This is a genomic window from Salmonella sp. SJTUF14076 (genome assembly GCF_015534835.1).
GTDB classification, from domain to species: Bacteria; Pseudomonadota; Gammaproteobacteria; order Enterobacterales; family Enterobacteriaceae; genus Salmonella; species Salmonella enterica.
Map to the genome: position 1 here is coordinate 3,366,086 of NZ_CP064674.1, position 25,433 is coordinate 3,391,518.

24 protein-coding genes are annotated in these 25,433 nt (G+C 52.7%); 9 read left to right on the forward strand and 15 right to left on the reverse strand.

Annotated elements, in window-relative coordinates:
• Positions 1 to 55: 55 nt before the first annotated feature.
• The 6 genes from HU143_RS16450 to allA all read right to left on the reverse strand — a co-directional run bounded on the left by HU143_RS16450 (position 56) and on the right by allA (position 6,382).
• Positions 56 to 1,303 (reverse strand): MFS transporter, encoded by a 1,248-nt coding sequence (locus HU143_RS16450; protein ID WP_000005067.1) that lies wholly within the window; start codon positions 1,301 to 1,303, stop codon positions 56 to 58.
• 65 nt (positions 1,304 to 1,368) lie between these two features.
• Complete coding sequence (glxR, locus tag HU143_RS16455) at positions 1,369 to 2,247, reverse strand: 2-hydroxy-3-oxopropionate reductase (protein ID WP_023227353.1); 879 nt, start codon at positions 2,245 to 2,247, stop codon at positions 1,369 to 1,371.
• Positions 2,248 to 2,347: 100 nt separating this feature from the next.
• Positions 2,348 to 3,124, reverse strand: coding sequence for a hydroxypyruvate isomerase Gip (gene gip / locus HU143_RS16460; RefSeq protein ID WP_023227352.1), 777 nt, complete (start codon positions 3,122 to 3,124; stop codon positions 2,348 to 2,350).
• Positions 3,125 to 3,136: 12 nt separating this feature from the next.
• Positions 3,137 to 4,918, reverse strand: coding sequence for a glyoxylate carboligase (gcl, locus tag HU143_RS16465; protein ID WP_023227351.1), 1,782 nt, complete (start codon positions 4,916 to 4,918; stop codon positions 3,137 to 3,139).
• An 84-nt stretch (positions 4,919 to 5,002) separates the two neighbouring features.
• Positions 5,003 to 5,821 (reverse strand): HTH-type transcriptional repressor AllR, encoded by an 819-nt coding sequence (allR, locus tag HU143_RS16470; RefSeq protein WP_000141265.1) that lies wholly within the window; start codon positions 5,819 to 5,821, stop codon positions 5,003 to 5,005.
• Positions 5,822 to 5,899: 78 nt separating this feature from the next.
• Positions 5,900 to 6,382 (reverse strand): ureidoglycolate lyase, encoded by a 483-nt coding sequence (gene allA / locus HU143_RS16475; RefSeq protein ID WP_000764659.1) that lies wholly within the window; start codon positions 6,380 to 6,382, stop codon positions 5,900 to 5,902.
• 226 nt (positions 6,383 to 6,608) lie between these two features.
• Between allA and allS the strand changes: the two genes are divergently transcribed.
• A complete protein-coding gene (gene allS, locus HU143_RS16480; RefSeq protein WP_023227350.1) occupies positions 6,609 to 7,535 on the forward strand; it encodes an HTH-type transcriptional activator AllS in 927 nt (308 codons plus the stop codon).
• A gap of 69 nt (positions 7,536 to 7,604) precedes the next feature.
• Positions 7,605 to 8,699 (forward strand): tRNA 2-selenouridine(34) synthase MnmH, encoded by a 1,095-nt coding sequence (mnmH, locus tag HU143_RS16485; protein ID WP_001154077.1) that lies wholly within the window; start codon positions 7,605 to 7,607, stop codon positions 8,697 to 8,699.
• Between the two features lie 38 nt (positions 8,700 to 8,737).
• Here mnmH and HU143_RS16490 read toward each other — a convergent pair whose 3' ends face one another.
• The 6 genes from HU143_RS16490 to ybbA form a co-directional block, all read right to left on the reverse strand.
• Entirely contained in the window at positions 8,738 to 9,397 is a 660-nt protein-coding gene (locus HU143_RS16490; RefSeq protein WP_000342247.1) for a methionine ABC transporter permease, read from the reverse strand.
• Positions 9,390 to 10,406 (reverse strand): virulence-associated ABC transporter ATP-binding protein SfbB, encoded by a 1,017-nt coding sequence (gene sfbB / locus HU143_RS16495; RefSeq protein WP_000569660.1) that lies wholly within the window; start codon positions 10,404 to 10,406, stop codon positions 9,390 to 9,392. Before sfbB ends, HU143_RS16490 begins: the two co-directional genes overlap by 8 nt.
• Positions 10,407 to 10,442: 36 nt before the next feature.
• Complete coding sequence (locus tag HU143_RS16500) at positions 10,443 to 11,273, reverse strand: MetQ/NlpA family ABC transporter substrate-binding protein (protein ID WP_000524311.1); 831 nt, start codon at positions 11,271 to 11,273, stop codon at positions 10,443 to 10,445.
• Between the two features lie 256 nt (positions 11,274 to 11,529).
• Positions 11,530 to 12,663, reverse strand: a complete 1,134-nt coding sequence (locus HU143_RS16505) for a porin (protein WP_023227349.1) — start codon at positions 12,661 to 12,663, stop codon at positions 11,530 to 11,532.
• Positions 12,664 to 12,848: 185 nt separating this feature from the next.
• The gene (gene ybbP / locus HU143_RS16510) at positions 12,849 to 15,263 is read right to left on the reverse strand and encodes a putative ABC transporter permease subunit YbbP (protein ID WP_023193412.1); all 2,415 of its coding nucleotides are present in this window, start codon (positions 15,261 to 15,263) and stop codon (positions 12,849 to 12,851) included.
• Entirely contained in the window at positions 15,260 to 15,946 is a 687-nt protein-coding gene (ybbA, locus tag HU143_RS16515; protein WP_001110598.1) for a putative ABC transporter ATP-binding protein YbbA, read from the reverse strand. Before ybbA ends, ybbP begins: the two co-directional genes overlap by 4 nt.
• Between ybbA and tesA the strand changes: the two genes are divergently transcribed.
• The 3 genes from tesA to cnoX all read left to right on the forward strand — a co-directional run bounded on the left by tesA (position 15,917) and on the right by cnoX (position 18,370).
• Positions 15,917 to 16,531, forward strand: coding sequence for a multifunctional acyl-CoA thioesterase I/protease I/lysophospholipase L1 (gene tesA / locus HU143_RS16520; RefSeq protein WP_001010574.1), 615 nt, complete (start codon positions 15,917 to 15,919; stop codon positions 16,529 to 16,531). The two genes, ybbA and tesA, sit on opposite strands and share 30 nt — an antisense overlap.
• Positions 16,532 to 16,685: 154 nt before the next feature.
• A complete protein-coding gene (locus HU143_RS16525) occupies positions 16,686 to 17,456 on the forward strand; it encodes an SDR family oxidoreductase (RefSeq protein WP_001172802.1) in 771 nt (256 codons plus the stop codon).
• Positions 17,457 to 17,515: 59 nt separating this feature from the next.
• On the forward strand, positions 17,516 to 18,370 hold the full coding sequence (gene cnoX / locus HU143_RS16530) for a chaperedoxin (RefSeq protein WP_000116060.1): 855 nt from the start codon (positions 17,516 to 17,518) through the stop codon (positions 18,368 to 18,370).
• Between the two features lie 85 nt (positions 18,371 to 18,455).
• Here the strand turns inward: cnoX and fetB are convergent, their stop codons facing one another.
• Positions 18,456 to 19,235, reverse strand: a complete 780-nt coding sequence (gene fetB / locus HU143_RS16535) for an iron efflux ABC transporter permease subunit FetB (RefSeq protein ID WP_001002130.1) — start codon at positions 19,233 to 19,235, stop codon at positions 18,456 to 18,458.
• Positions 19,222 to 19,899 carry an iron efflux ABC transporter ATP-binding subunit FetA gene (gene fetA, locus HU143_RS16540; protein WP_023227348.1) on the reverse strand — a complete coding sequence of 226 codons (678 nt, stop codon included), beginning with the start codon at positions 19,897 to 19,899 and terminating at the stop codon, positions 19,222 to 19,224. The genes fetB and fetA overlap by 14 nt, the downstream gene beginning before the upstream one ends.
• A 146-nt stretch (positions 19,900 to 20,045) precedes the next feature.
• Here fetA and HU143_RS16545 point away from each other — a divergent pair, with 146 nt between their 5' ends.
• Entirely contained in the window at positions 20,046 to 20,963 is a 918-nt protein-coding gene (locus HU143_RS16545) for an SPFH domain-containing protein (RefSeq protein WP_000906146.1), read from the forward strand.
• Positions 20,960 to 21,412, forward strand: a complete 453-nt coding sequence (locus HU143_RS16550) for an NfeD family protein (RefSeq protein WP_000561177.1) — start codon at positions 20,960 to 20,962, stop codon at positions 21,410 to 21,412. The genes HU143_RS16545 and HU143_RS16550 overlap by 4 nt, the downstream gene beginning before the upstream one ends.
• Here the strand turns inward: HU143_RS16550 and cueR are convergent, their stop codons facing one another.
• Complete coding sequence (cueR, locus tag HU143_RS16555; RefSeq protein WP_001026760.1) at positions 21,413 to 21,829, reverse strand: Cu(I)-responsive transcriptional regulator; 417 nt, start codon at positions 21,827 to 21,829, stop codon at positions 21,413 to 21,415. It abuts the gene before it with no gap.
• A 109-nt stretch (positions 21,830 to 21,938) separates the two neighbouring features.
• Here cueR and copA point away from each other — a divergent pair, with 109 nt between their 5' ends.
• A complete protein-coding gene (copA, locus tag HU143_RS16560) occupies positions 21,939 to 24,440 on the forward strand; it encodes a copper-exporting P-type ATPase CopA (protein WP_023137943.1) in 2,502 nt (833 codons plus the stop codon).
• A gap of 153 nt (positions 24,441 to 24,593) precedes the next feature.
• Complete coding sequence (locus HU143_RS16565) at positions 24,594 to 25,421, forward strand: lysozyme inhibitor LprI family protein (RefSeq protein WP_023227347.1); 828 nt, start codon at positions 24,594 to 24,596, stop codon at positions 25,419 to 25,421.
• Positions 25,422 to 25,433 lie beyond the last annotated feature (12 nt).

Here is a 25,433-nt window from a genome sequence, read left to right on the forward strand (position 1 = left end):
TTAGCTATGAGGAACAAATAAATATAAAATAAAGAATTAGTAGATATAATTATTTTTAAGCTGAAGCAATACGTTGCGTTGCTTTCTTTTTATATAAAGTGACGACAGCAAAGATCAGCGTTCCGGTAACCACTAAACATGCTGAAATCACAAAACTGATCTCCTTCGACCCCGTTACATCCGAAATAAATCCGGTCAACGTTGGGGCGACAACCGCTGAACTCATGCCAAAGAAGTTAAAAAGGCTGAAAGCTCTTCCCAGACTTTTTGCCGAAGCCTGTTCAGATACAAAGGAGATCAGGATCGGGTCTACCGCCATTTTCCCCAGCAAGCCGTATAGCGTCAGGCTGACCATCAGCATCGTGGTATTCGGGGACAAAACCGTAAACGCCAACATTGCTGCCGCCACAATTTCCAGACCGAGAATAACCTTAACTTTACTGTTACGAAATTTATCTGACAGATGGCTAAAAAATAACGCCCCCGGTACGCCAACTACCGCCACCAGCGCTGATGCCAGTCCGATAGCTCCGCCATCAAATCCTCTTTCAGTCTGTAGATAAGAGGGCAGCCAGGTCACTATCAAATAATAACCGTAGCAGGTACAGAAATAGAGGAAGTAAACGCTACACAATAAACCAGAGAATAAAGGCGCGCGTTTTTCATCTTCCGTAACGGTTTGGGTTTGCTTTTCCGCTTGCGCAGAGTCGCTTTTGGCTTTACCGCGAATGATCAGCGTAAAGACGCACAGCATGATTACTAATATCGCAGCCACGATATACAGTACATTCTGCCAGGCCATGCTCATGTTTTTTACTAATATGCTGGAACCGATTAAGCCAATCCCCATCCCTATAGCCGACCCACTGTTGATAATCGCGTTGGCTAATGCCCGACGGGCCTGCGGCACGTTTGCCGAAGAGAGTGAATAAGCCGAGCTAAAGAAAGAAGCGCATCCGCCACCTGCCATTAACGACCCTATATAGATCATGGTCAGGCCATTGGCTTTCGCGATACAGAGTGTACCAATAATAAAAAGCGTAAATCCGGCCATCAGCATGATTTTTTGACCGAATTTATCGACCAATATTCCGCAAGGGATTTGCATACTGCAGTAAGCAAAAAAGTAAAAACTTGCAATGGCGCCTATTTCAGCATTACTTACATTGTCTAAAGATGCCTGAATTTCTGGATAAATTGGCGTAAGCACGGTGCGATAGATCCAAATCGCTACCCAGCCCAGACTCATTACGACAACAATTTGTTTCCAGTAATCAATCCCGGATTTTTTAGTTTCACTCATGTTCTTCACCTTTACAGAGTGTTCCTTGTGAACAGGTATCGCTGCAGCCGCAGCGATACACATAATTAGGACAATTTATGATTGGCCATTAATTCCAGCGCCTGTACCATTGCCGAATGATCAAGCTGGCTCCCGCCATTTGCCGCACAGGTATTGAATAATTCCTGGCAGGTCGCCGTATTCGGTAAATTCAGCGCCAGCGCTTTTGCGCTTTGCAATGCAAGATTAAGGTCTTTCTGATGAAGCGCGATTTTGAAACCAGGCTCGAACGTCCGGTTGATCATCCGCTCGCCGTGAACTTCCAGAATGCGTGAAGAGGCGAACCCGCCCATTAACGCCTGGCGCACGCGTACCGGATCGGCACCTGCTTTTGAAGCAAACACTAAGGCTTCAGAAACCGCTTCAATATTCAGCGCAACAATAATCTGGTTAGCCACCTTACAGGTTTGCCCATCCCCATTGCCGCCCACCAGGGTGATATTTTTTCCCAGGATGTCAAAGAGCGGTTTAACGCGGTCAAAGACTTTCTGCTCGCCGCCGACCATAATCGACAGAGTGCCTTCACGCGCCCCGATTTCTCCCCCGGAAACCGGGGCATCCAGGTAATCAGCGCCCATTTTATTAACGCGCTGGGCAAAACGTTTGGTTTCGATAGGAGAAATAGAACTCATATCGACGATGGTTTTTCCCTGAAGCGATGTTTTGGCGCAACCGTGTTCGCCAAATAACACCTCTTCAACCTGCGGCGTATCCGGCACCATTATGAAGATAATGTCTGCAAATTCAGTTACCTGACGTGCAGTCTCAACATTTACCGCCCCCAGCGAGAGCAGTTCGTCCGCGACCGGACCAATAGTCGTAACGTGTAATTGATGACCGGCGCGTGCCAAATTGATAGCCATTGGCGAGCCCATAATTCCCAGGCCAATAAATCCCAGTTTCATATACAACCTCTTTTATTGCTTTCGGTGTTTCCAGATTCAGGCAACACAATCCCCTTCCAACACAGTGGAAAAAAAAGCGCTGCCCGAATTATTCTGCGTTTTAACGGTACTGATTAATCCACGATAATCCCGCTTCCGTGGTAGTCAGTGGTTTATATTCACAGCCAACCCAGCCATCATAACCAGACTGTTTAATGACATTAAAAATAAAGTCATAATTAATTTCCCCGGTCCCCGGCTCGCCGCGACGCGGGTTATCAGCAATCTGTAAATGGCCTATTTTATCGGCCCATGCCGTCATGGTTTGCGTTAATTCCCCTTCCATGCGTTGCATGTGATAAATATCATACTGAATTTTGATATTATCGCTGCCGATATCCTTAATTAAGGCTAACGCCTGTTGAGTGCCGGTGAGATGGAATCCCGGCATATCAAAGTGATTAATAGGTTCGATAAGTAATAAAATGCCTTCTTTCGCCAGCATATTTGCCGCATAGCGCAGGTTTTCGACCAACGTGTCGTGGATCTCCGTTGCGGAGAATCCTGACGGCGTTTTACCCACCAGACAATTTATTTTCTTATTGCCTAACGCACGTGCATAACGGATTGCGGCCGCTACGCCATCGCGAAATTCTTCTTCGCGCCCAGGAATACAGGCAATTCCACGTTCGCCAGCCGCCCAGTCGCCAGCAGGTAAATTATGTAACGTATGTTCCAGATTATTATCCCTGAGCTTACGTTTTAACACTTCGATGTCGTTATCGTAGGGAAACATGAATTCCACGCCGCGAAATCCCGACAACGCCGCTTTATCAAAGCGTTCCAGGAAATCATATTCCGTAAACAGCATAGAAAGATTGGCAGAGAAACGTAACATCGATTACCTCCCTTACTCATATTTCATAAAACAGGTTTCTGTTGGCGCATCTTTCGCACTATCCGCAACCTCTTCAAACTCGGTTACGTTATCCAGTTCGCTGCCCATGGAAATATTGGTTACGCGTTCCAGAATGACTTCCACCACCACCGGAACGCGATATTGCGCCATCAGCGCTTTGGCTTGTTCAAATGCAGGCGCAATATCTTCCGGTTTAAAGACACGAATGGCTTTACAGCCTAATCCTTCCGCCACTTTTACATGGTCAACGCCATAGCCATTCACTTCGCTGGAGTTGATATTTTCAAAGGCGAGCTGCACGCAGTAGTCCATGTCAAATGCGCGCTGCGACTGACGAATCAGGCCAAGATAAGCGTTGTTAACCAGCACATGGATATACGGAATGTTAAACTGCGCGCCGACGGCTAACTCTTCAATCAGGAACTGGAAGTCGAAATCGCCGGAAATCGCCACCACATTGCGTTGCGGATCGGCAGCACAAACCCCTAATGCCGCCGGGATTGTCCAGCCAAGAGGCCCCGCCTGGCCGCAGTTGATCCAGTGTCTGTCTTTAAACACATGCAGCATCTGCGCTGCCGCGATTTGCGACAATCCAATGGTGGTGACATAGCACACATCGCGACCAAAGGCTTTGTTCATCTCTTCATAGACGCGCTGCGGCTTCACTGGCACGTTGTCAAAGTGGGTTTTACGCAGCAAAGTCCGTTTACGCTGCTGGCATTCGTCCACCCAGGTCTTCCGGCATGGCAAACGCCCCGCTTTTTGCATCTCCTGCGCGACATCGATCAGCAACGTTAGCGCCGCTTTGGCGTCAGAAACGATGCCCAGATCCGGGCACAACACGCGGCCAATTTGCGTCGGTTCAATATCGATATGGATGATTTTTCGCCCCTGAGTATATTTCTCAACGGACCCCGTATGACGGTTGGCGAAACGGTTACCGATGCCAAAAACCATATCGGATGCCAGCAGAGTGGCGTTGCCGTAGCGGTGCGCCGTTTGCAGGCCGACCATCCCCGCCATTAAGGGGTGATCGTCCGGGATACAGCCCCAGCCCATCAGGGTAGGGATCACCGGTACGTTGGTCAGTTCGGCAAACTGCTGCAGCAGTGGCGCGGCGTCGGCGTTAATAACCCCGCCGCCCGCGACAATTACCGGACGCTCGGACTGAATCAGCATCTCCAGCGCCTTTTCAATCTGTACGCGGCTGGCGGCTGGCTTATATACCGGCAACGGCTCATACATATCCGGATCGAATTCGATTTCCGCAACCTGGACATCAAACGGTAAATCAACCAGTACAGGACCTGGGCGGCCTGAGCGCATCAGATGAAAAGCCTGCTGTAATACGCGCGGCACCAGCGCCGCCTCACGAACCGTCACTGCCATCTTGCTGACTGGTTTTGCAATCGCTTCAATATCGACTGCCTGGAAATCTTCCTTGTGCAGACGCGCTCGTGGCGCCTGACCGGTAATGCATAAAATCGGGATAGAGTCGGCAGAAGCGGAATAGAGCGCGGTGATCATGTCGGTTCCCGCCGGGCCGGAAGTGCCCAGGCAGACCCCAATATTACCTGCCGCCGCACGTGTGTAGCCCTCAGCCATATGCGAAGCGCCTTCCACATGACGCGCCAGTATATGGCGAATGCCTCCATGCTTACGCATTGCAAAATAGAAGGGGTTGATTGCAGCCCCAGGAACGCCGAATGCTGTGGTGATACCTTCTTTTTCCAGCACATACATTGCCGCATCCACGGCTCTCATTTTTGCCATTTTATTGCTACCTCTTTTTATTGGAAAAAGTTTCCAACTTTTAAAAATTTTAAAAAAGTCCCGCTCCAGCGAGCGGGATGCGGCTCAGGCTACAGGGGGTTTTAGCCCAAGCGCCGTACTGATGTCTTTCGCGGTATCCCGTACCAGTTCACCCTGGCTGATAAAGCGATCTTCCGTCAGCCGGGAAGCCGGTCCCGATATTGAGATAGCGGCGACCACGCTGCCCGCATCGTCATAGATAGCGGAGGCGATACAATTCAGCCCGACAACATGTTCTTCCTGGTCGACGGTGTAGCCCTGTTCACGCGCCTGCTCCAGATTTTTAAGCAGGATAGGTAAATCCACCAGAGTGGTCGGCGTAAACCGCCGCAAACCGGTATTGACGACGATCCCCACCAGCTCTTCTTCGGTGAGCGGGTAAAGCAGCGCTTTTCCGGCGCCGGAAGCATGTAACGGCAGACGACTCCCTAAGGGCGCGCACATTCTGACCATCGATTTGCACTCCTTTTGACCGATTAACACCGCTTCATTACCGTTGCGAATCGCTACGTTGACCGTCTCGCCAGAAAGCAGCATAAGTCGGTGCATAAAGGGTCCGGCCACCGAGAGGACATCGCGATTATGAATATACGCAGAGCCCACATTAAATACGCCTAAACCAATATGCCACCAGCCAAGCTGGCTATCCTGGTACACAAAATCAGCCGCTTGCAGTACCTTTAACAGGCGAAACGTCGTAGAAAGCGGTAAATCCAGGCTGCCGGAAATATCGCTAACTGATGAACTGCCGCCGCTTCTTTCGAGATATTGCAATATCGCTATGCCCCTCTCCAGCGCCTGAGCGCCTTTCTGCGCAGTCGGCTCTGCCTGTCCTGGCCTGCCGCGTCGTCTTACTTCCGTCATATTTACGTTAACTCCGGCCCAAAATATGAGCATAAACAATGAACAATATGTTCATCTTATGCAAGAAGGCCAATAGCGTCACGCAAAACAGAGTTCATGTGTCGGGATACTTTCAACATCACAGTTATCGCTGCCACCGCGATCCACCGTCAGAAAATCGGTAACCGTCTGCCACGCAAACAGCGGGTGATGCCATACATTACGGTGATAATTGACGCCCTGCCGTCCATTGCTAATAAACGCCCGCAGCGTGGAGAGATCGGGTTTATCATCGCCGAGCGCGACAATAACGACAAAAGCCTCGCCGTTCATCGGCACAAACGCCTGCGTACCTAAAGGATGACGTTCCAGTTCATGTACCACAATAGGCATCGCGGCCGGTTGCGCCCTGTTAATACTGATCAGCGTGCGATCCTGCTCCAGAACTTCAACCTTCGCCAGGTCGTGATATCGCTCAACTAACCCGTTGTTTATATGAAAAAAGTCACGTTCCTGCGTCTCAATAACATCGCCATAAGCGCTGAACGTCTTCTGATCTAACGGTAATACCTCAAGTTTCATTATTTTTCCCTTGTAGCTCGATTCCGTTTAACCGCGGTTTGGACTCTGTCCGGTTTCAATACCATGCAATCTAAAACCTTCGGGATTTAACATCAACATAAAAGTTGGAATATTTTTCCAAAAGTAGATTTAGACCACAAATCAAACATGGCTATTATGTAAAACTACTTAAAAATCATAGGAAAACAATTCTGGTTTTATCAGGATCGTAAGGAGGCGTCTGACGATGTTTGACCCGGAAACACTGCGTACCTTTATCAGCGTTGCCGAAACGGGGAGTTTCTCCAAAGCGGCGGAGCGCCTGTGTAAAACCACGGCAACCATTAGCTACCGCATCAAACTGCTGGAGGAAAATACCGGCGTAGGGCTGTTCTTTCGTACAACGCGAAGCGTCTCGTTGACGGCGGCGGGCTCTCACCTTCTCTCTCAGGCAAAAGACTGGCTTGCGTGGCTGGATAGCATGCCTGACGAGCTACGCCAGGTTAACGACGGCGTAGAGCGTCAGGTCAATATTGTGGTGAATAACCTGCTCTATAGCCCGCAAGCGGTCGCCAGTCTTTTATCGTGGCTTAATGCGCGTTACCCTTTCACTCAGTTTCACTTTTCCCGGCAAATTTATATGGGCGTCTGGGATTCGCTCCTGTATGAAGGTTTTTCGCTGGCGATTGGCGTAACTGGCACCGAGCCGTTGGCTAATACCTTTATGCTCGACCCTTTAGGTTCCGTACAATGGCGTTTTGTGATGTCCGCGGATCATCCTTTAGCTCACGTCAGCGGGCCTCTAACAGAAGCGCAGTTGCGCCGTTTCCCGGCAATTAATATCGAAGACAGCGCGCGTACGCTGACCAAGCGGGTAGCCTGGCGCCTTCCGGGGCAGAAGGAAATTATCGTGCCTGATATGGAAACCAAAATCGCCGCTCATCTGGCAGGCGTCGGTATCGGTTTTGTCCCGCAGCCGCTTTGTCAAATGCTGATCGACAAAAACGAACTGGTAAGCTGTACCATCCCTACGATGCGTCCGCCCTCACCGTTAAGCCTCGCCTGGCATAAATTTGGCGGAGGCAAAGCGGTAGAAGACATTGTGAAATTATTTACCCAACGGCAACCCGAAATAGCCGGTTTTTTATCCATTTTCAATACCGTACGCTGTTAAAAATCAAGCCACTTTGCGAATTGGCGCGTAAAATAACGCAAGGGATGATTTGAGGTTACGTTTTACGTTATGCAAGACAGACAAAAAGCACAGGACTATCGCGCGCTCCTCCTTGCCGATACGCCTTTAATTGATGTACGCGCGCCGATTGAGTTTGAACAGGGCGCCATGCCGGGCGCTATCAACCTGCCATTGATGATGGATGACGAGCGAGCCGCCGTCGGCACCTGCTACAAACGTCAGGGCGCGGATGCGGCGTTAGCGTTGGGGCATCGGCTGGTTTGCGGCGACATTCGCCAGCAGCGGCTTGAGGCCTGGAAAGCCGCGTATCAACGTTTCCCCAACGGGTATCTGTGCTGCGCGCGCGGCGGTCAGCGGTCACATATCGTACAACGTTGGCTGCAAGAAACAGGGATTGACTGCCCGCTTATTGAAGGCGGCTATAAAGCGCTGCGCCAGACAGCAATTCAGGCGACCTGGCAACTGGCACAAAAACCGATACTTTTAATTGGCGGCTGTACGGGCAGCGGCAAAACGCAACTGGTGCGACAACAGCCCAACGGCGTGGATCTGGAAGGTCTCGCGCGTCATCGCGGCTCCTCTTTTGGCCGCACGCTGAACCCCCAGCTCAGCCAGGCCAGTTTTGAAAACAAACTTGCCGTTGAATTGCTGAAAATTAACGCGCGTCAGACGCTAAAAAGGTGGGTACTGGAAGATGAAGGGCGAACGATCGGCGCCAACCATCTGCCTGAGTGTTTACGCGAAAGAATGGCGCAGGCCCCCATTGCGGTAGTGGAAGATCCGTTTGCGCTTCGTCTGGAACGACTGCGTGAAGAGTATTTCATCCGTATGCATCACGACTTCACCCACGCCTACGGCGATGAAGCCGGTTGGCAGGCGTATAGTGAATATCTTCATCATGGACTGTTCGCTATTCGCCGCCGTCTGGGGTTGCAACGCTTTGCCGAACTGACGGACACGCTGGATAGGGCGCTGGCGGAGCAATTATCCAGCGGCAGCACCGACGGCCATATGGCATGGCTGGTTCCGCTACTTAACGAATATTACGACCCGATGTATCGCTATCAACTGGAGAAAAAAGCCGCGAATATCGTTTTTCGCGGCCCATGGCAAGACGTTGCCAACTGGCTAAAAGCGCAATAGCTTATTTTTATTGCCGGCTGACGCTACATTGAGCCGGCTTAGTGTCTGTCGCGCTTGTCGGCACGTTTTGCCAGCCAGTCGCCCAGCATCTGAACGACCTGAACCAGCACAATCAGCGCCACTACGGTAACAACCATCACTTCGGTTTCGTAACGGTAGTAGCCATAGCGAATCGCCAGGTCGCCTACCCCGCCGCCGCCGACAATCCCGGCCATCGCCGAGTAGCCGATTAAGCTTACCAGCGTAATCGTCAGGCCGCGCAGCAGCCCTGCGCTGGCTTCCGGCAACAGTACGGTACAGATAATACGCATCGGACTAGCGCCGAATGCCAGCGCCGCCTCAATAATCCCTTTATCGACTTCACGGAGCGCGCTATCTACCAGGCGTGCATAAAACGCGATTGCGGCCACCGACAGCGGGACGGAGGCTGCAATCGGGCCAATGGTATTGCCCAGCAAAAGCTGCGTTAGCGGCAGTAACAGCACCAGTAAAATAACAAATGGCACCGAGCGGATAATATTCACCAGAACCGAGGCGACGAGATAAATAAAACGGTTCTGCCAGAACAGATGACGATCGGTGACAAAAATCAGAAAACCGAGCGGTAGACCGCCAAGAATCGCCAGCACCGTTGAAATACTCAACATCTGGAAAGTTTCATTGAACGCCAGCGTTAAATCCGGCAATAAATCATCCACGGATCACCTCCACCTGTGCGGTACGTTGACGGATATGCTCCACGGCGGCGGCCACCGCCGTTGGATTATGCGGCGCGGTTAATTGCACCACCAGAATGCCCAACGCGCGTTCGCCGATATATTCAATCTTGCCATGCAGGATATTGACCGCGACGCCAAACTTGATCGCCACCTCCGACAGTACCGGCTGCTCCGCCGAATCGCCGATAAACAAAATTTTCAGCAACTGCCCGGGCAGGTGTTCCCGTAAACGTTCCGGCAGGGTCAAATTAAGGGTATGAGACACCAGTTGCTGTGTGAAAGCGTGTTGCGGGTGGGCAAACACATCAAACACCTCGCCCGATTCCACAACCTTACCGCCCGACATCACCGCCACGCGATCGCAAATAGATTTGATCACGTTCATTTCATGGGTGATCAGCACAATAGTAATCCCGAGCTGTGCGTTGATCTGTCTGAGCAGAGCCAGAATCGTGGCGGAAGTTTCCAGATCCAGAGCGGAAGTTGGTTCGTCACACAACAACACATCCGGATGGTTAGCGATAGCGCGCGCTATCCCCACCCGCTGTTTTTGCCCGCCGCTGAGCTGTACCGGAAAACGGTTCGCTTTATCGGCAAGGCCCACCAGCGTTAAAATTTCCGCCACCCGTGGCGCGATTTTGCTGCGTTCCCAGCCAGCCGCTTTCAGGCTAAACGCAACGTTTTGCGCCACTGTCCGGGTATGCATTAAGTTAAAATGCTGGAAAATCATACCAATACGCTGCCGCGCCTGACGTAACGCTTTTCCGTCCAGCGCCGAAATTTCCACGCCGTTGACGTTGACGCGCCCCTGGCTGGGACGCGTTAAGGCGTTCAGGGTACGCAGCAGAGTGCTTTTTCCTGCGCCGCTGGTACCGACAATGCCAAAAATCTCGCCCGCGGCGATATGCAGGCTCACATCATCCACCGCGCGCGTGGGGGTACCGCGACCGGCGGTAAAATCGACGCAGACTTTTTCTATTTCAATCATATTCACCTCAGAAATTGGGGATGGCTACCGCTGCGATCAGGGTGTCGCGGTCATCCATTCCGGTTTCTGGAAGGCGCTATAAATATTCTTTGGATCGTCGATAACCGCGCGATAAGCCGGCGATTTCACCGCCTCGACAATATCTTTGGCAAACGGCTTATCGGCATCTTCACTGCGTACCGCAATGATATTTTTCAGATTCTCATCCAGGTGTTCCTGCTTAATCGCGCTGGAGAGATCGAGTCCTGCCGCCACCGCAAAGTTCCCGTTAACCAGCGCGCCGGTCACGCCATCCAGCGTGCGCGGTAGCTGTGCGGCTTCCAGCGGTTTGAAAACCAGTCCTTTTGGATTACTGGCGATATCTCGTTCAGAGGCTTTGGTCGGATCGATATTGTCCTTAATCGTGATAAGCCCCAACGATTGCAGGAAGCGAAGGCCGCGCGCCAGGTTGGTCGGATCGTTGGAGAGGGTAATAATGTCCCCTTTTTTAAGCGCATCCAGGCTGTTGATTTTACGTGAATAGAAGCCCATCCCGGCGGTCGGTACCACAATAAGTTTGCTGAGCTTCAGCCCTTTGTCAGCGGTGAATTTGTCAAAATAGAGGGTATGTTGAAAGAGGTTGGCGTCGATGCTGCCGTTAGCTAACGCCATATTGGGCTGGACATAGTCGCTAAACTCGCGCACCACGACCTTATACCCTTTTTCTTTTAATGTCGGCGCAATCGCCTGCTTCACCATGTCGCCATACGGCCCTGGCGCGACGCCAAATACGATCGTTTGCGGGGAACCATCGGCATGGGCAAACTGTAATCCGCAGGCCAGTAATAGCGTGCTGGCCGCAATGCGTAAACTCTGACGCAATCCCATAATTTCTCCATTTTAAATAGTGTGATGCTGTGCCGGATGCCGTTCATGCGGCATCGTCTGTTTTGGCCCAAACGAAAGGCTATTTCTTAACATGACACAGATCACAGCCTGCTGTCCTTGAAATTATTTCATGATGTTTCCTGGTGTGTCGTTAAATGTACGAGGCAGGCGCTCAGGCGTGTGTCAGGCGGGAATGGCGTAAAGGGAAATGCCGGATAAGAGGTCTTAACGCCAACATCCGGCACAGGAAAACGCTTTAGAAATCGTAACGCAGACGCACCAGGTTCATATCGCCCAGATTGTCAGTGCTGTAGGTGAAAACATGTTCATAATCAACGCGGAAACCATAATCCAGTTGGAAGGTGATCCCCACGCCGTTATCGGTACGCAGATAGTCGCGGCCATTCACATATTCAATGCGGTCGCCCATAAAGTACGGTTGAATAGCTTTCACGGCATACTGACCAATCGGGAAAGCGTAACCGACAAAATATTCCAGACCCCACGCATCGCCGGCAAAGTAATCATTCACAGACACTTTTTTGGTTGTCATAAAGTTCTGATACCAACCGCCGCCTGCGGCGATAGTCCAGTTTTCCGGCGTCCAGCTTAACGCGGTACCGACAATATTTTGATCGTAAGTTTTATTGCCGTTGCCGCGCATCTCCGCACGGGTATAGTTCCATGCCGTCCCCCAGGTCAGATCGTCGGTGAGATGGTAATCCGCGCCTAAAGAACCGCCGCCTTTACGCTTGTAATTCAGGCCGTTATTGGCATTATAATCGTCGCTGAACAGATAAGACGCGTAGAGATCGACATTGCCAATGCTTTTCTTATACTTCAATGACTTACGCGTGCGATAAGAACCATCGTAGTCGCCGTTAATCCCGTTGCCCGGCGCCTGACCTATCATGTCGTAATCCCAGATATCGGTTTTTACGCCCACCACATCGTAATAAATGCTGTTCTGTTGACCGAAGGTCAGCGTTCCCCACGTCGCGCTCTTGAAGCCGGTATACAGCATACGGCGAGTGGTATCAGTCGCGCCCTTCGCATAATGGTTATCCCAGTCAAATACCGCAGGGATATTGACGCCCAGCTCGTAATAGCTAATCCAACTGATATCATCAAACAGATAATAATCCGCGGCGAAGCGGAAACGCGTCCCGCCATCAAAACCATTACGTTTATAACCGTTCGCGCCGTCATTGCCGGTCATATTCTGGAACTGCGGACGAATACTCCCGCCAACGGTGAAATTGAGTCGGCTGAGTGGATTACCCGCCTGGGGATCTTGTTTTAAAACGGTGATTTCCGCCTGAGTAGCGAAAGGCATGAAAGCCACTGCCGCGCCGATCGATGCCGCCAACGCTGTTATTTTAATTGTCATTATATTTTCCTTGATAGATAGCCAATCCAAATCATTTAGCAGGCAAATAATAACTGTTATAAAACCTTACGTGTTGTGTATTTTTTAATGATTTGTGCTACTAAAAATCAAGGAGTTATCAGTTTGTGCGACTAAAAAAGTACGCGCCGTTTTAAAAACCGGCGCGAAATTATTCACATCATGAATCATCCGCTAAACTGTCGGAATAGCGCTTTGCCTTTCAGCAAACGAACGCCAAGCCAGCCGCCGCATACGGAAAGCAGCAGCGCGCCGCAAAACGGCAGTGCGCCCCATAAACGCCAGTCCGGCTCCCAGGGGAAATCAAAAACGTTGATTTGTAAGATCGCCAGCGCCGTTTCCGCGCCAATCGCGGCGACCAACCCGGCAACTAATCCCAGCATGGCGAATTCGCACCAGAGTGTGGTACGCAACAGTTTCTTTCCGGCTCCTAATGTGCGCCACACCACCAGCTCCTGATGGCGCTGACGCATCCCGACCTGTACCTGGGCCAGTAATAGCAACATGCCGCAGAGGGTGACTAGCACAACCATCACCTCCAGCGCCCGACTGACCTGCTCCAGCACCTGTCCCACCTGTTTCAGGATCGCCCCGATATCTAACAGGCTGACGGTAGGAAACTCGCGGTTAAGCTGCGTTAACATGCCGTTGCCATTCTCCCAGCGAAAACTGGTCAGCCAGCTTTGTGGTTGCCCGTCCAGCGCCCCGGAAGGAAAAATGAAGAAAAAGTTGGGCCGCAGGCTTTCCCAGTCCACTTGACGCAGGCTGGTGACTTTAGCGCTAAATGCCTGGGTATCGCCCATAAAGGTTACGCTATCGCCGAGTTTGACGTTCAGCCGCTTCGCCAGCCCCTCTTCCATGGAGACTTCGCCCGTTTTTGGCGGCCAGTGACCGGCGACCAGCGGATTATGCGCCGGGCGCGTATCCTGCCAGGTCAAATTCAGTTCACGGTTGAGCGACTCATCCTGCTGACCTTCCGTCGGATTACCGTTTATCCTGGTTAACCGCGCCCGCACAATCGGATAAAACGTCTGCGGAATCACCTGATGTTCCGCCAAAAAGGCTTTCAGCGGCGCGACCTGCTCTGAAGCAATATTGATAAGGAAATAGTTCGGACTTTCCGGCGGGAGCTGCTGTTGCCAGCGATCAAGGAGGTCGCCGCGCAGCACCAGCAAGAGCGCCAGCAGCATAAACGAAAGCGAAAACGCCGAAAGCTGACTCAACGTTGACCACGGCTGACGCAGAAGTCGGCTGACGGCCAGACGCAGCGGTAGCGACGTCAACGTCATGCCGCGCAGCACGTTAAGCAGCATCCAGCCCACCAGACCGCACAGCAGCGCCAGTATCACGGCGCCCGCCAGAACCGCCCACAACAGCATACTTCCGCCCATCAATCCGACGAGCAACGCCACCACGACGGCGCAGGCGACAGGCAAATAAATTTTTAACGGCCAGACGCGAGCGACAACATCGCGGCGCAGCACCCGTAGCGGCTGGGTCGCCAGCAACAATCGATAAGGCCGTAAACCGACCAGCAAAGAGATGACCGTCATCGCGCCCAGCGCCCACAGCCAGGGCCACAGGCTGGCGGGCGGCAAATCGGCGGGCAATACCGGTTTTAGCAGCACCAGCAATATGTTTTCAAACAGTAACCCAATCGCGCCTCCCGTGACGGCGGAAAGCCCCAGCACCATCAACCACTGTCCGATAATAAGTTTACGCAACTGGGCCCGGCCCGCGCCCAACGTTTTTAAAATCGCCACCAGATCGTAGCGGCTACGGCAGTAATGGCTCATCGCCACCGCGACGGCAGCTACCGCCAGCAGTAGCGTTAATAACGCCGAAAGCAGCAAAAACTGCTGCGAACGTTCGAGCGATTTCCCCAATGCCCCGTCATCCTGCTCCAGCCCGTACCAGCGATGTTCCGGTTTAAGCTGCGGTAACAGCCAGCTTTCATAGCCAGTAAGCTGTTGCGGCGTTCCGCCGAATTTATACCGCCACATCACGCGGCTCCCCGGCTGTATCGCACCGGTTTTTGCCACATCGGCCATATTCATCATCAGACGCGGCGCCATCTGAAAAGGGTTAAATCCGGAATCCGGCTCCTGCACCACTTCACCGGCAATACGCAAGGTCACGTCGCCGACATCAATGGTATCGCCCGTTTTCAAATTAAGCAGCGCCATCAGACGCGGCGCCAGCAATACGCTACCCGGCTGCGGTTTCACTCCGCCTGGACGGGTTTGCAATTCGCCGTACATCGGATAAACGCTATCTACCGCCTTCACGCTGGCCAGTTGCGGCGTATCGCCGGCAAACGTCATGGTCGCAAAGGTTAACTGCTCGCCCACGTTAAGGCCGCGTTTACGCGCCTCTTCAAGCCAGGCTTTCGGTACCTCCCGCGAACTTTGCAGCGTCCGATCGCCTGCCATAAACTCGCGGCTTTGCTGACTTAACCCTTTTTCCATCCGGTCGCTAATACTGCCGAGCGCCAGTACGCAGGCCACCGCCAGACTCAACGCCAGCCAGACAATAATCAGCGACGGCGAGCGCCATTCGCGCCAGAACCAGCGGGCTATCATGCCTCCTCCTGTAACTGACCGTTGACCAACCGCAGCCGCCGGTCGCAGCGCGCCGCCAGCGCCGGGTCGTGCGTCACCAGAATCAGCGTGGTGCCGTGCTCGCGGTTAAGCGAAAATAGCAGGTCGGCGATTTTATCTCCGGTCTGACGGTCAAGGTTGCCCGTCGGCTCATCGGCAAACAGCACATCAGGACGCCCGTTAAACGCGCGCGCCAGCGCTACGCGCTGCTGTTCGCCGCCGGAAAGCTGTGCCGGAAGGTGGTCAAGCCGTTTTCCCAGTCCCAGTTGTTCGAGCAGCGCTTTCGCCCCCGCCTTACTCTGACCGCTGTTTTCACCGCGTAGCAGGGCCGGTAGCTCAACGTTTTCCAGCGCGTTAAGCGTAGGAATAAGCATGAAGGATTGAAAAACAAAACCGACATGCTGAGCGCGAAGCTGCGCCCGCGCCTCTTCGTCCATCTGGTGAAGCGGTTTCCCGACCAGACTGACCTCTCCGCTACTGCCGTCATCCAGTCCGGCGAGAATCGCCAGCAGCGTAGATTTTCCCGATCCTGATTCGCCAATCAGCGCAATGGTTTCGCCGCGTTTGACAACCAGTTCAACTCCGGTAAGGATGGAAAGCTCATGCTCACCCTGACCGACGGACTTCCTGAGACGATGAACTTCAACACTGTTTTCCGCTGGCATTTGCCCTTCCTGTTTTTGATCCTGTTAACTTTCCGTGCCGCCGCCGCAGACACCTTATTAATTCTGGGCGATAGCCTCAGCGCCGGTTACCGTATGGCCGCCAGCGCGGCATGGCCGTCGCTCCTTAATGATAAATGGCAAAACAAAACGTCGGTCGTTAATGCCAGTATAAGCGGTGATACCTCGCAACAGGGACTGGCGCGTTTGCCGGCGCTGTTGCAACAGCATCACCCGCGCTGGGTAGTAGTGGAACTTGGCGGCAACGATGGCCTACGCGGTTTTGCGCCTGCGCAAACCGAACAGACGCTACGTAAAATCATTCAGACGGTGAAAGCCGCCGATGCCCAACCGTTACTGATGCAAATTCATCTGCCCGCTAACTACGGTCGCCGTTATAATGAATCCTTTAGCGCCATTTATCCTAAGCTCGCCAAAGAGTTCGATATTCCTCTGTTACCGTTTTTTATGGAAGAGGTATATCTGAAACCACAGTGGATGCAGGATGACGGTATTCATCCCAACCGCGACGCCCAGCCGTTTATTGCCGACTGGATGGCGAAGCAGTTGACCCCTTTTCTCTCCTGAATCATTCGAGTTGCATGAAGGCGGCACGTAAGAGAATTTCCAGGAGCATAGATACCTATGTGACTGGAGTAAACGAACGCACAGGCAACTTGAAGTATGACGGATATAGTTAACCACGACTCTTAAATCAACGGAGATCCTGACAGGTAAAGTTATGCAAAAATCGGTCTTAATAACAGGATGTTCCAGCGGAATCGGTCTGGACAGCGCGCTTGAGCTTAAACGCCAGGGCTTTCAAATCCTGGCGGGCTGCCGCAAACCTGATGATGTCGCCCGGATGAACAGTATGGGATTTACCGGCGTGTTGATCGATCTCGACTCCCCTGAAAGCGTGGATCGTGCCGCCGATGAAGTGATCGCCCTGACCGATAATCGTCTGTATGGGATCTTTAACAATGCCGGCTACGGCGTATATGGCCCCCTTTCCACCATCAGCCGTGAGCAGATGGAGCAACAGTTTTCCAGTAATTTCTTCGGCGCGCATCAGCTTACTATGCGCTTACTTCCCGCCATGTTGCCGCATGGCGAAGGACGCATTGTGATGACCTCATCGGTAATGGGGCTGATTTCCACCCCAGGGCGCGGCGCTTACGCCGCCAGCAAATATGCGCTCGAAGCCTGGTCTGACGCGCTACGTATGGAGCTACGGCACACAGGCATTAAAGTGAGCCTGATAGAACCGGGGCCGATTCGTACCCGTTTTACCGATAACGTTAACCAGACGCAGCGTGATAAACCGGTAGAAAATCCCGGCATCGCCGCACGTTTCACCCGCGATCCTGACGCGGTAGTAGCGAAAGTACGTCATGCTTTTGCAAGCGATAAACCCAGGCTGCGCTATCCCGTTACGCTGGTCACCTGGGCGGTGATGGCGCTGAAACGCATATTGCCGGGCCGGATGCTGGATAAAATTTTACAAAGCTGAGTTGAAGCGCGCCCGTCAGCCCCCATGTAAACGTGACACAGACAAAAGAGAGCGACGCCATGTCCGTACAGAACATTGTCAATATTAATGAATCCAACCTGCAGCAGACCTTAGAGCAGTCCATGACCACGCCGGTACTGTTCTATTTCTGGTCTGAACGCAGCCAACACTGTCTGCAATTAACGCCAGTGCTGGAAAGTCTGGCTGCCCAGTACCACGGTCAGTTTATTCTGGCAAAGCTGGACTGCGACGCCGAACAGATGATCGCCGCTCAGTTTGGTCTGCGCGCCATCCCGACAGTCTATCTGTTCCAGAATGGCCAACCGGTCGATGGTTTCCAGGGGCCGCAGCCGGAAGAGGCGATCCGCGCTCTGCTGGATAAAGTACTGCCGCGCGAAGAAGAGCTAAAAGCGCAACAAGCGATGCAGTTAATGCAGGAGGGCAACTACATTGACGCGCTGCCGTTGCTCAAAGACGCCTGGCAGCTCTCTTCGCAGAACAGTGAGATTGGCCTGTTACTGGCGGAAGCGCAAATTGCGCTGAACCGCTCTGAAGAGGCCGAAGCGGTGTTAAAAACTATACCGCTACAGGATCAGGATACCCGTTACCAGGGGCTGGTTGCGCAGATCGAACTGCTTAAACAGGCGGCGGATACGCCGGAAATTCAGCAACTTCAGCAGCAAGTCGCGGAGAATCCGCAGGATGCGGCTTTGGCAACGCAACTGGCGTTGCAGTTGCACCAGGTCGGACGTAATGAAGAAGCGCTGGAATTGCTGTTCAGCCATCTGAGAAAAGATCTTGCCGCCGCCGAGGGACAGACGCGCAAAACCTTCCAGGAGATCCTTGCCGCGCTCGGCACCGGCGACGCGCTGGCGTCGAAATACCGCCGCCAGTTGTACGCGCTACTGTATTAATCCTCTCTTGCCTGATGGCGCGCTTATCTGGCCTACCTGTCGTCCTCAGGCCGGATAAGGCGCTTGCGCCATCATCCGGCAACTATCATGATTTCTTGAGCGGCATCACTACCAACTGATGACGCGAATTATAGAACTTCCGGTAGGTTAAATAGCAGGCAATGATGGTAGACAGGCTGGCTGTCGACAACAGCATAAACGTTACCATAATTTGATATTTAATCGCTTTTACCGGATCGATCCCGGCAAAAATCAGCCCGGACATCATCCCCGGCAGGCTCACCAGCCCAACGGTCTTAGCCGAGTCGATCGTCGGGATAAGCGATGCGCGGATGCTATCGCGGATAAGCCCGGCGGAGGCCATTTTCGGCGTTGCGCCCAAACTTAATTTTTCCTGGATTTGCTGCTGCTCGCTATGAAAACGCAGCCCCAGTTGGTTGTAGCACAGCCCTACCGCCACCATCGCATTGCCGGCGACCATGCCAGCGATGGGAATCACCTGCATCGGCGCAAATTCAATCGAACCGGTAAGCACCAGTACCGTCAGCGTTAGCCCGGCGCCGACGGTGATGGCGATAAACGAGGAGAGAAATGCCTTATCGATATATTTACTGCGCTTTTGCGCGTTCCAGGCGGCGTTAAAACAGATGAACAGCACCATCAGCAGCGTCAGGGCGGCATGATTAACGCCAAAGATGTATTTCAGTACATAGCCGACAATAATGAGCTGTATCACCGCCCGGCATACGCTCCACAGAATATCTTTTTCCAGCGCCAGCTTTTCCTTGTGACTGATGAGCATCGCGACCACCACCAGCAGCATCGATAACGCCAGCGAGGTATTGGTAATATTATGCTCGTTCATAACGCGCCTCCTGCATCTCTCCGGCAGATGGCGTTAACGTTATCACCTTATCCGCGTGTTGAATTTCATCTTTATCATGCGTTACCCACAAGACAGCGACCTGCTTATCGCAAACATAGCGATGAATAATATCATTCACATTCTGTTTGTTATGTTCATCCAGCGCGCTGGTTATTTCGTCGAGTAACAGTATTTTCGGCAGAAACTGTAGATTACGAATTAGAGCAATACGCTGTTTTTCTCCGCCGGAAAGCGCGGTAATCGGTTTTTGCAGAATCGTCTCCGGCAGTTCAAAACGCGCCAGATCGTCTGCGAAGGCTGTCGGCTGCGGGCGCTGATGGCGAATTTGCCAGGGAAAAATCAGGTTATCGTAAACCGTATCGCCAAATAGCGCTGGCGTCTGAGCGCAATAAGAAACCTGCTGGCGATAGGCTTCCGGACTCAGAGTAGTAATATCCTGCCCCTCAAAAAGAATCACGCCGATATCAGGGCTTATTAATGAGGCCACCATTTTCAACAACGTACTTTTTCCGCAGCCAGAAGGACCGGTAATTAACTTAAATTCGCCGCGTTGCAGCGTAAAACTGATGTTATTCACTATTTTTGTCGTCGCAGTCCGGTAACCGACCTGCTTTAACTCAAGCAACATGCTACGTTCTGTCATTTATTGCGCATCCGTTGTTCATATTTTTATAGCGATAGTGTATCCCTGTAATTAATAAGGGGGGAACATGCTTTACTGAATCAGGTATAATTCGCTTAATTCGTCAGCAAAATCGGTTTATGGACAACGCAACAGGAGGTTTAGCTATGCTCATTCTTATCCCTATTCTCATTTTCGTCGCGCTGGTGATCGTCGGCGCGGGCGTCAAAATCGTTCCGCAGGGATACCAGTGGACGGTGGAGCGCTTTGGACGTTACACCAAAACCCTGCAGCCGGGATTAAGCCTTGTTGTACCGTTTATGGACAGAATTGGTCGCAAGATCAATATGATGGAGCAAGTGCTGGATATTCCGTCGCAGGAGGTGATCTCAAAAGATAACGCCAACGTCACTATCGATGCGGTCTGTTTTATTCAGGTTATCGATGCGCCGCGCGCCGCCTATGAAGTCAGTAACCTGGAACTGGCGATCATTAACCTGACCATGACCAATATCCGTACGGTGCTCGGTTCGATGGAGCTGGATGAAATGCTCTCCCAGCGCGACAGCATCAACACGCGGCTGCTGCATATTGTCGATGAAGCCACCAACCCGTGGGGAATTAAAGTTACCCGTATCGAAATTCGCGATGTCCGCCCGCCCGCGGAATTGATCTCCTCTATGAACGCCCAGATGAAAGCGGAACGTACCAAACGCGCCTATATCCTTGAGGCCGAAGGGGTACGTCAGGCGGAAATCCTGAAAGCCGAGGGGGAAAAACAGTCGCAGATTCTGAAAGCCGAAGGCGAACGTCAGTCCGCTTTCCTGCAGGCGGAAGCGCGCGAACGTTCCGCCGAAGCGGAAGCCCGCGCTACGCAGATGGTGTCTGAAGCCATCGCCGCCGGGGATATTCAGGCGATAAACTACTTCGTGGCGCAGAAATACACCGAAGCGTTACAGCAAATCGGCTCGGCGAATAACAGCAAAGTGGTCATGATGCCGCTGGATGCCAGCAGTCTGATGGGCGCTATCGCCGGGATCAGCGAGCTGGTTAAGGACAGCGCCAGCGAACGGAAAAAAGCATGATAGCGATGATTCTGGTGCATCCGCATATCTTCTGGCTTAGCCTCGGCGGCCTGTTGTTGGCTGCGGAAATGCTCGGCGGTAACGGCTATTTGCTGTGGAGCGGCGTGGCGGCAGTGATTACCGGCTTAACCGTCTGGCTCTTACCGCTCGGCTGGGAATGGCAGGGCGTGCTGTTTGCGGCCTTAACGTTACTGGCGGCCTGGCTTTGGTGGCGCTGGCTGGCGCGTCGCGTGCGGGAACAAAAGCCGACCGACAGCCGCCTTAACCAACGCGGACAACAACTGGTAGGCCGCCGGTTTATGCTTGATGCCGCGTTAGTGAACGGACGGGGTCATATGCGTGTCGGCGACAGCTCGTGGCCGGTATGCGCTGACGAAGACCTGCGCGCAGGTACGCATGTCGAAGTGATCGCCGTGGAAGGCATCACCTTACGCATTCGTGCCGTTTAATCAACGTGGCTTTTGCGCCTTGTGATGACAGCAGCCGGAAAGATTATCAATAATCGGGCAGTCGGCGCTGTCATCGCCGGGACAACTCTCCGCCAGCGCCAACAGTTGATCGCGCATTGATTGCAGCTCGCTGATATGGCGCTCGATCTCCGCGACCTTTTCCAGCGTCCGCTTTTTCACATCTGCGCTATGGCGTCGCGGATCGTTAAACAGATTGACCAGTTCGCCACACTCTTCCAGATTAAACCCCACCTGCCTCGCCTGTCGCAGCAACGTCAGCTCGTTTAAATGCTTCTGCGTGTAGGTGCGATAACCATTTTCGCTACGTAATGGCGGCGTCACCAGCCCTTTCTCTTCATAAAACCGAATGGCTTTGCTGGTTAAACCGGTTTTTTTCGCCACATCGCTAATATTCATATTTCCCCCTTGACCTTAACCTTGCTGGAAGGTTTAACCTTTATCACAGTGAGTCACTACGATTACTAAGGTCAATGAATTGATGACCAATCATAAAGGAGTTTTTACTATGTCTCAAACTATCGACCTGACCCTGGACGGTTTGTCCTGCGGTCATTGCGTTAAACGCGTGAAAGAAAGTCTTGAACAACGTCCGGATGTTGAGCTGGCGGACGTCACCGTAACCGAAGCGCACGTTACCGGTACCGCCAGTGCGGACTCGTTAATTGAAACCATCAAACAGGCCGGGTATGGCGCGACGTTAAGCCACCCAAAGGCTAAACCGCTGACGGAGTCATCAATCCCGTCGGAAGCACTGGCAGCGGTTCCTCATGAGCTTCCGGTAGCGACGGCCGATGAAGAAAGCCAACAGTTGCTGTTAAGCGGCATGAGCTGCGCCAGTTGTGTCACCCGCGTACAACATGCGCTACAAAGCGTACCGGGCGTCACGCAGGCACGGGTAAACCTGGCGGAACGCACTGCGCTGGTGATGGGCAGCGCGTCCGCCGCTGATTTAGTGCAGGCGGTGGAAAAAGCCGGCTACGGCGCAGAGGCGATTGAAGATGACATCAAACGCCGCGAGCGCCAGCAGGAAACCGCCATCGCCACCATGAAACGTTTTCGCTGGCAGGCCATCGTCGCCCTGGCGGTCGGTATACCGGTCATGGTCTGGGGGATGATCGGCGATAACATGATGGTGACCGGCGACAACCGCAGCCTGTGGCTGGCTATTGGCCTGATCACGCTTGCGGTGATGGTCTTTGCGGGCGGTCACTTTTACCGTAACGCGTGGAAAAGCCTGCTGAACGGCACGGCGACGATGGATACGCTGGTGGCGCTCGGCACCGGGGTCGCCTGGCTCTACTCCATGAGCGTCAACCTGTGGCCGCAGTGGTTCCCGATGGAAGCGCGGCACCTCTATTACGAAGCCAGCGCGATGATTATCGGTTTGATTAATCTCGGACACATGCTGGAAGCGCGCGCCCGTCAGCGTTCCTCAAAAGCGCTGGAAAAATTACTCGATCTCACCCCGCCCACCGCACGCGTCGTGACAGAAGACGGCGAAAAAAGCGTCCCGCTGGCGGACGTTCAGCCAGGGATGTTGCTGCGGCTCACTACCGGCGATCGCGTGCCGGTGGATGGCGAAATTACCCAGGGCGAAGCGTGGCTTGATGAAGCCATGCTGACCGGCGAACCCATTCCGCAGCAAAAAGGCGAAGGCGACAGCGTTCATGCCGGCACCGTCGTCCAGGACGGCAGCGTCCTGTTCCGCGCCAGCGCGGTGGGCAGTCATACCACGCTGTCACGCATTATTCGCATGGTACGCCAGGCGCAGAGCAGTAAACCGGAAATTGGCCAACTGGCCGATAAAATCTCCGCGGTATTCGTTCCCGTCGTCGTGGCCATTGCGCTGTTCAGCGCCGCTATCTGGTATTTCTTTGGTCCGGCGCCGCAAATTGTTTATACGCTGGTCATCGCCACCACCGTACTGATTATCGCCTGCCCTTGCGCATTAGGCCTGGCGACGCCAATGTCGATTATTTCCGGCGTAGGCCGCGCTGCCGAATTCGGCGTGCTGGTACGCGACGCCGATGCCCTGCAACGCGCCAGTACGTTGGATACCCTCGTTTTTGATAAAACCGGGACGCTGACGGAAGGCAAGCCGCAAGTGGTGGCGGTAAAAACCTTTAACGGCGTTGATGAAGCTCAGGCATTACGTCTGGCAGCCGCGCTCGAACAAGGCTCCAGCCACCCGCTGGCCCATGCGATTCTGGAAAAAGCCGGCGACGATAAACTGCCGCAGGTGAACGGTTTCAGAACTCTGCGCGGACTGGGCGTCAGCGGTGAAGCGGAAGGCCATCAACTGCTTCTGGGGAACCAGGCGTTGCTGAACGAACAGCACGTCGCCACGGATGATATGACGGCGGAAATCACCGCGCAGGCCTCGCAAGGCTCGACTCCGGTCCTGCTGGCGATTGACGGTAAAGCGGCGGCGTTACTGGCGGTACGCGATCCATTGCGCAGCGATAGTATTGCCGCGCTTGAACGCCTGCACAACGCCGGATACCGTCTGGTAATGCTCACCGGGGATAACCCAACGACGGCTAACGCGATTGCCAAAGAAGCGGGCATTGATGAAGTGATTGCGGGCGTTCTGCCGGATGGCAAAGCCGATGCGATTAAACGTCTGCAAAGCCAGGGTCGTCAGGTTGCGATGGTCGGCGATGGTATCAACGATGCGCCCGCGCTGGCGCAGGCGGACGTCGGTATCGCGATGGGCGGCGGCAGTGATGTGGCGATTGAAACCGCGGCGATTACGCTGATGCGCCATAGTCTGATGGGCGTGGCGGATGCGCTGGCCATTTCGCGCGCGACGTTGCGCAATATGAAGCAAAACCTGCTTGGCGCATTTATCTACAACAGCATTGGTATCCCGGTGGCCGCCGGTATTCTGTGGCCGTTTACCGGTACCTTGTTAAACCCGGTAGTAGCGGGCGCGGCAATGGCGCTGTCTTCCATTACCGTCGTCAGCAATGCCAACCGGCTATTGCGTTTTAAACCGAAAGCGTAAAAAGTCTCTATCAGGCAGCATTAGCTGCCTGATATATTATTAAGCCATCAGTAATTTACCGTATCAATATATAAAAATTTAACCGCACATCCTGTAGAAAAATAAAAATCAACATTTTATAATGTTTTTTTGAATCATAAGGATGTGTTATTTATGTTTAGAAAAGCAGTTACGCTTCTTTTCCTGCTTTCTCCCGCCGTCAGTTATGCAGGGTTATTTGATTCCACTCCAGAGTTAAAATGTGGCAACGATAATGCAGTCACGGCGGCAAAAGAGTGGATTTATAATGAAGCATTAGGTCGTTTACAGCAAGACTATATTAAAGAGCCCTCCACGCTTTTCTTCGATATCCCCCAGACTCAATACGAGCAACAACTCCGGGCTATTCCTGTTCAATTCAGTGATGTAATCACGCAGAACCCTCAACCAGAAAATGCCAACCTACGAACTTGCTCGGCTACCGTCGCCATGGGTATTCCTCAGCCATTGTTTAAATTAATGAAAGACTTACCAAATACTCTATTCTATATTTCACAAGGGGATGGACAGGTAATAAACAATACGGTGACCTGGAAACAGGTTAACTACAATATTCAGCTAGCAGACAACAACAAAGATATTGTTGTCACCTCTGTGCAAAAAACCGATAAATTGGCGCGATCTATTTATGTAATGGCAAGAATGACGGTATCTGGTGATAGTATTATAAAGAAAAAAAATAACTCACTGATTGAAATCGCAGCAAAGAAATTTGAGAGTAGAGATCGCGAGCTTAATCAGGTCTGGAAATCGCTATCGGCCTCTGCCCGAACGGCATTAAAACAAGAGCAGCGAGTCTGGGTGACAAAAAAAGAGCAGCAGTGCGGCAAACTTAGCGATGCAAAATCCGAGGCCATACCCGCTGAAAAGCGCATCAGTATTTATAAATGCCAGCTTGAAATGACCATCGCCAGAACGGCCTATCTCGACGGCAGCGAATAACCCGACCGATCG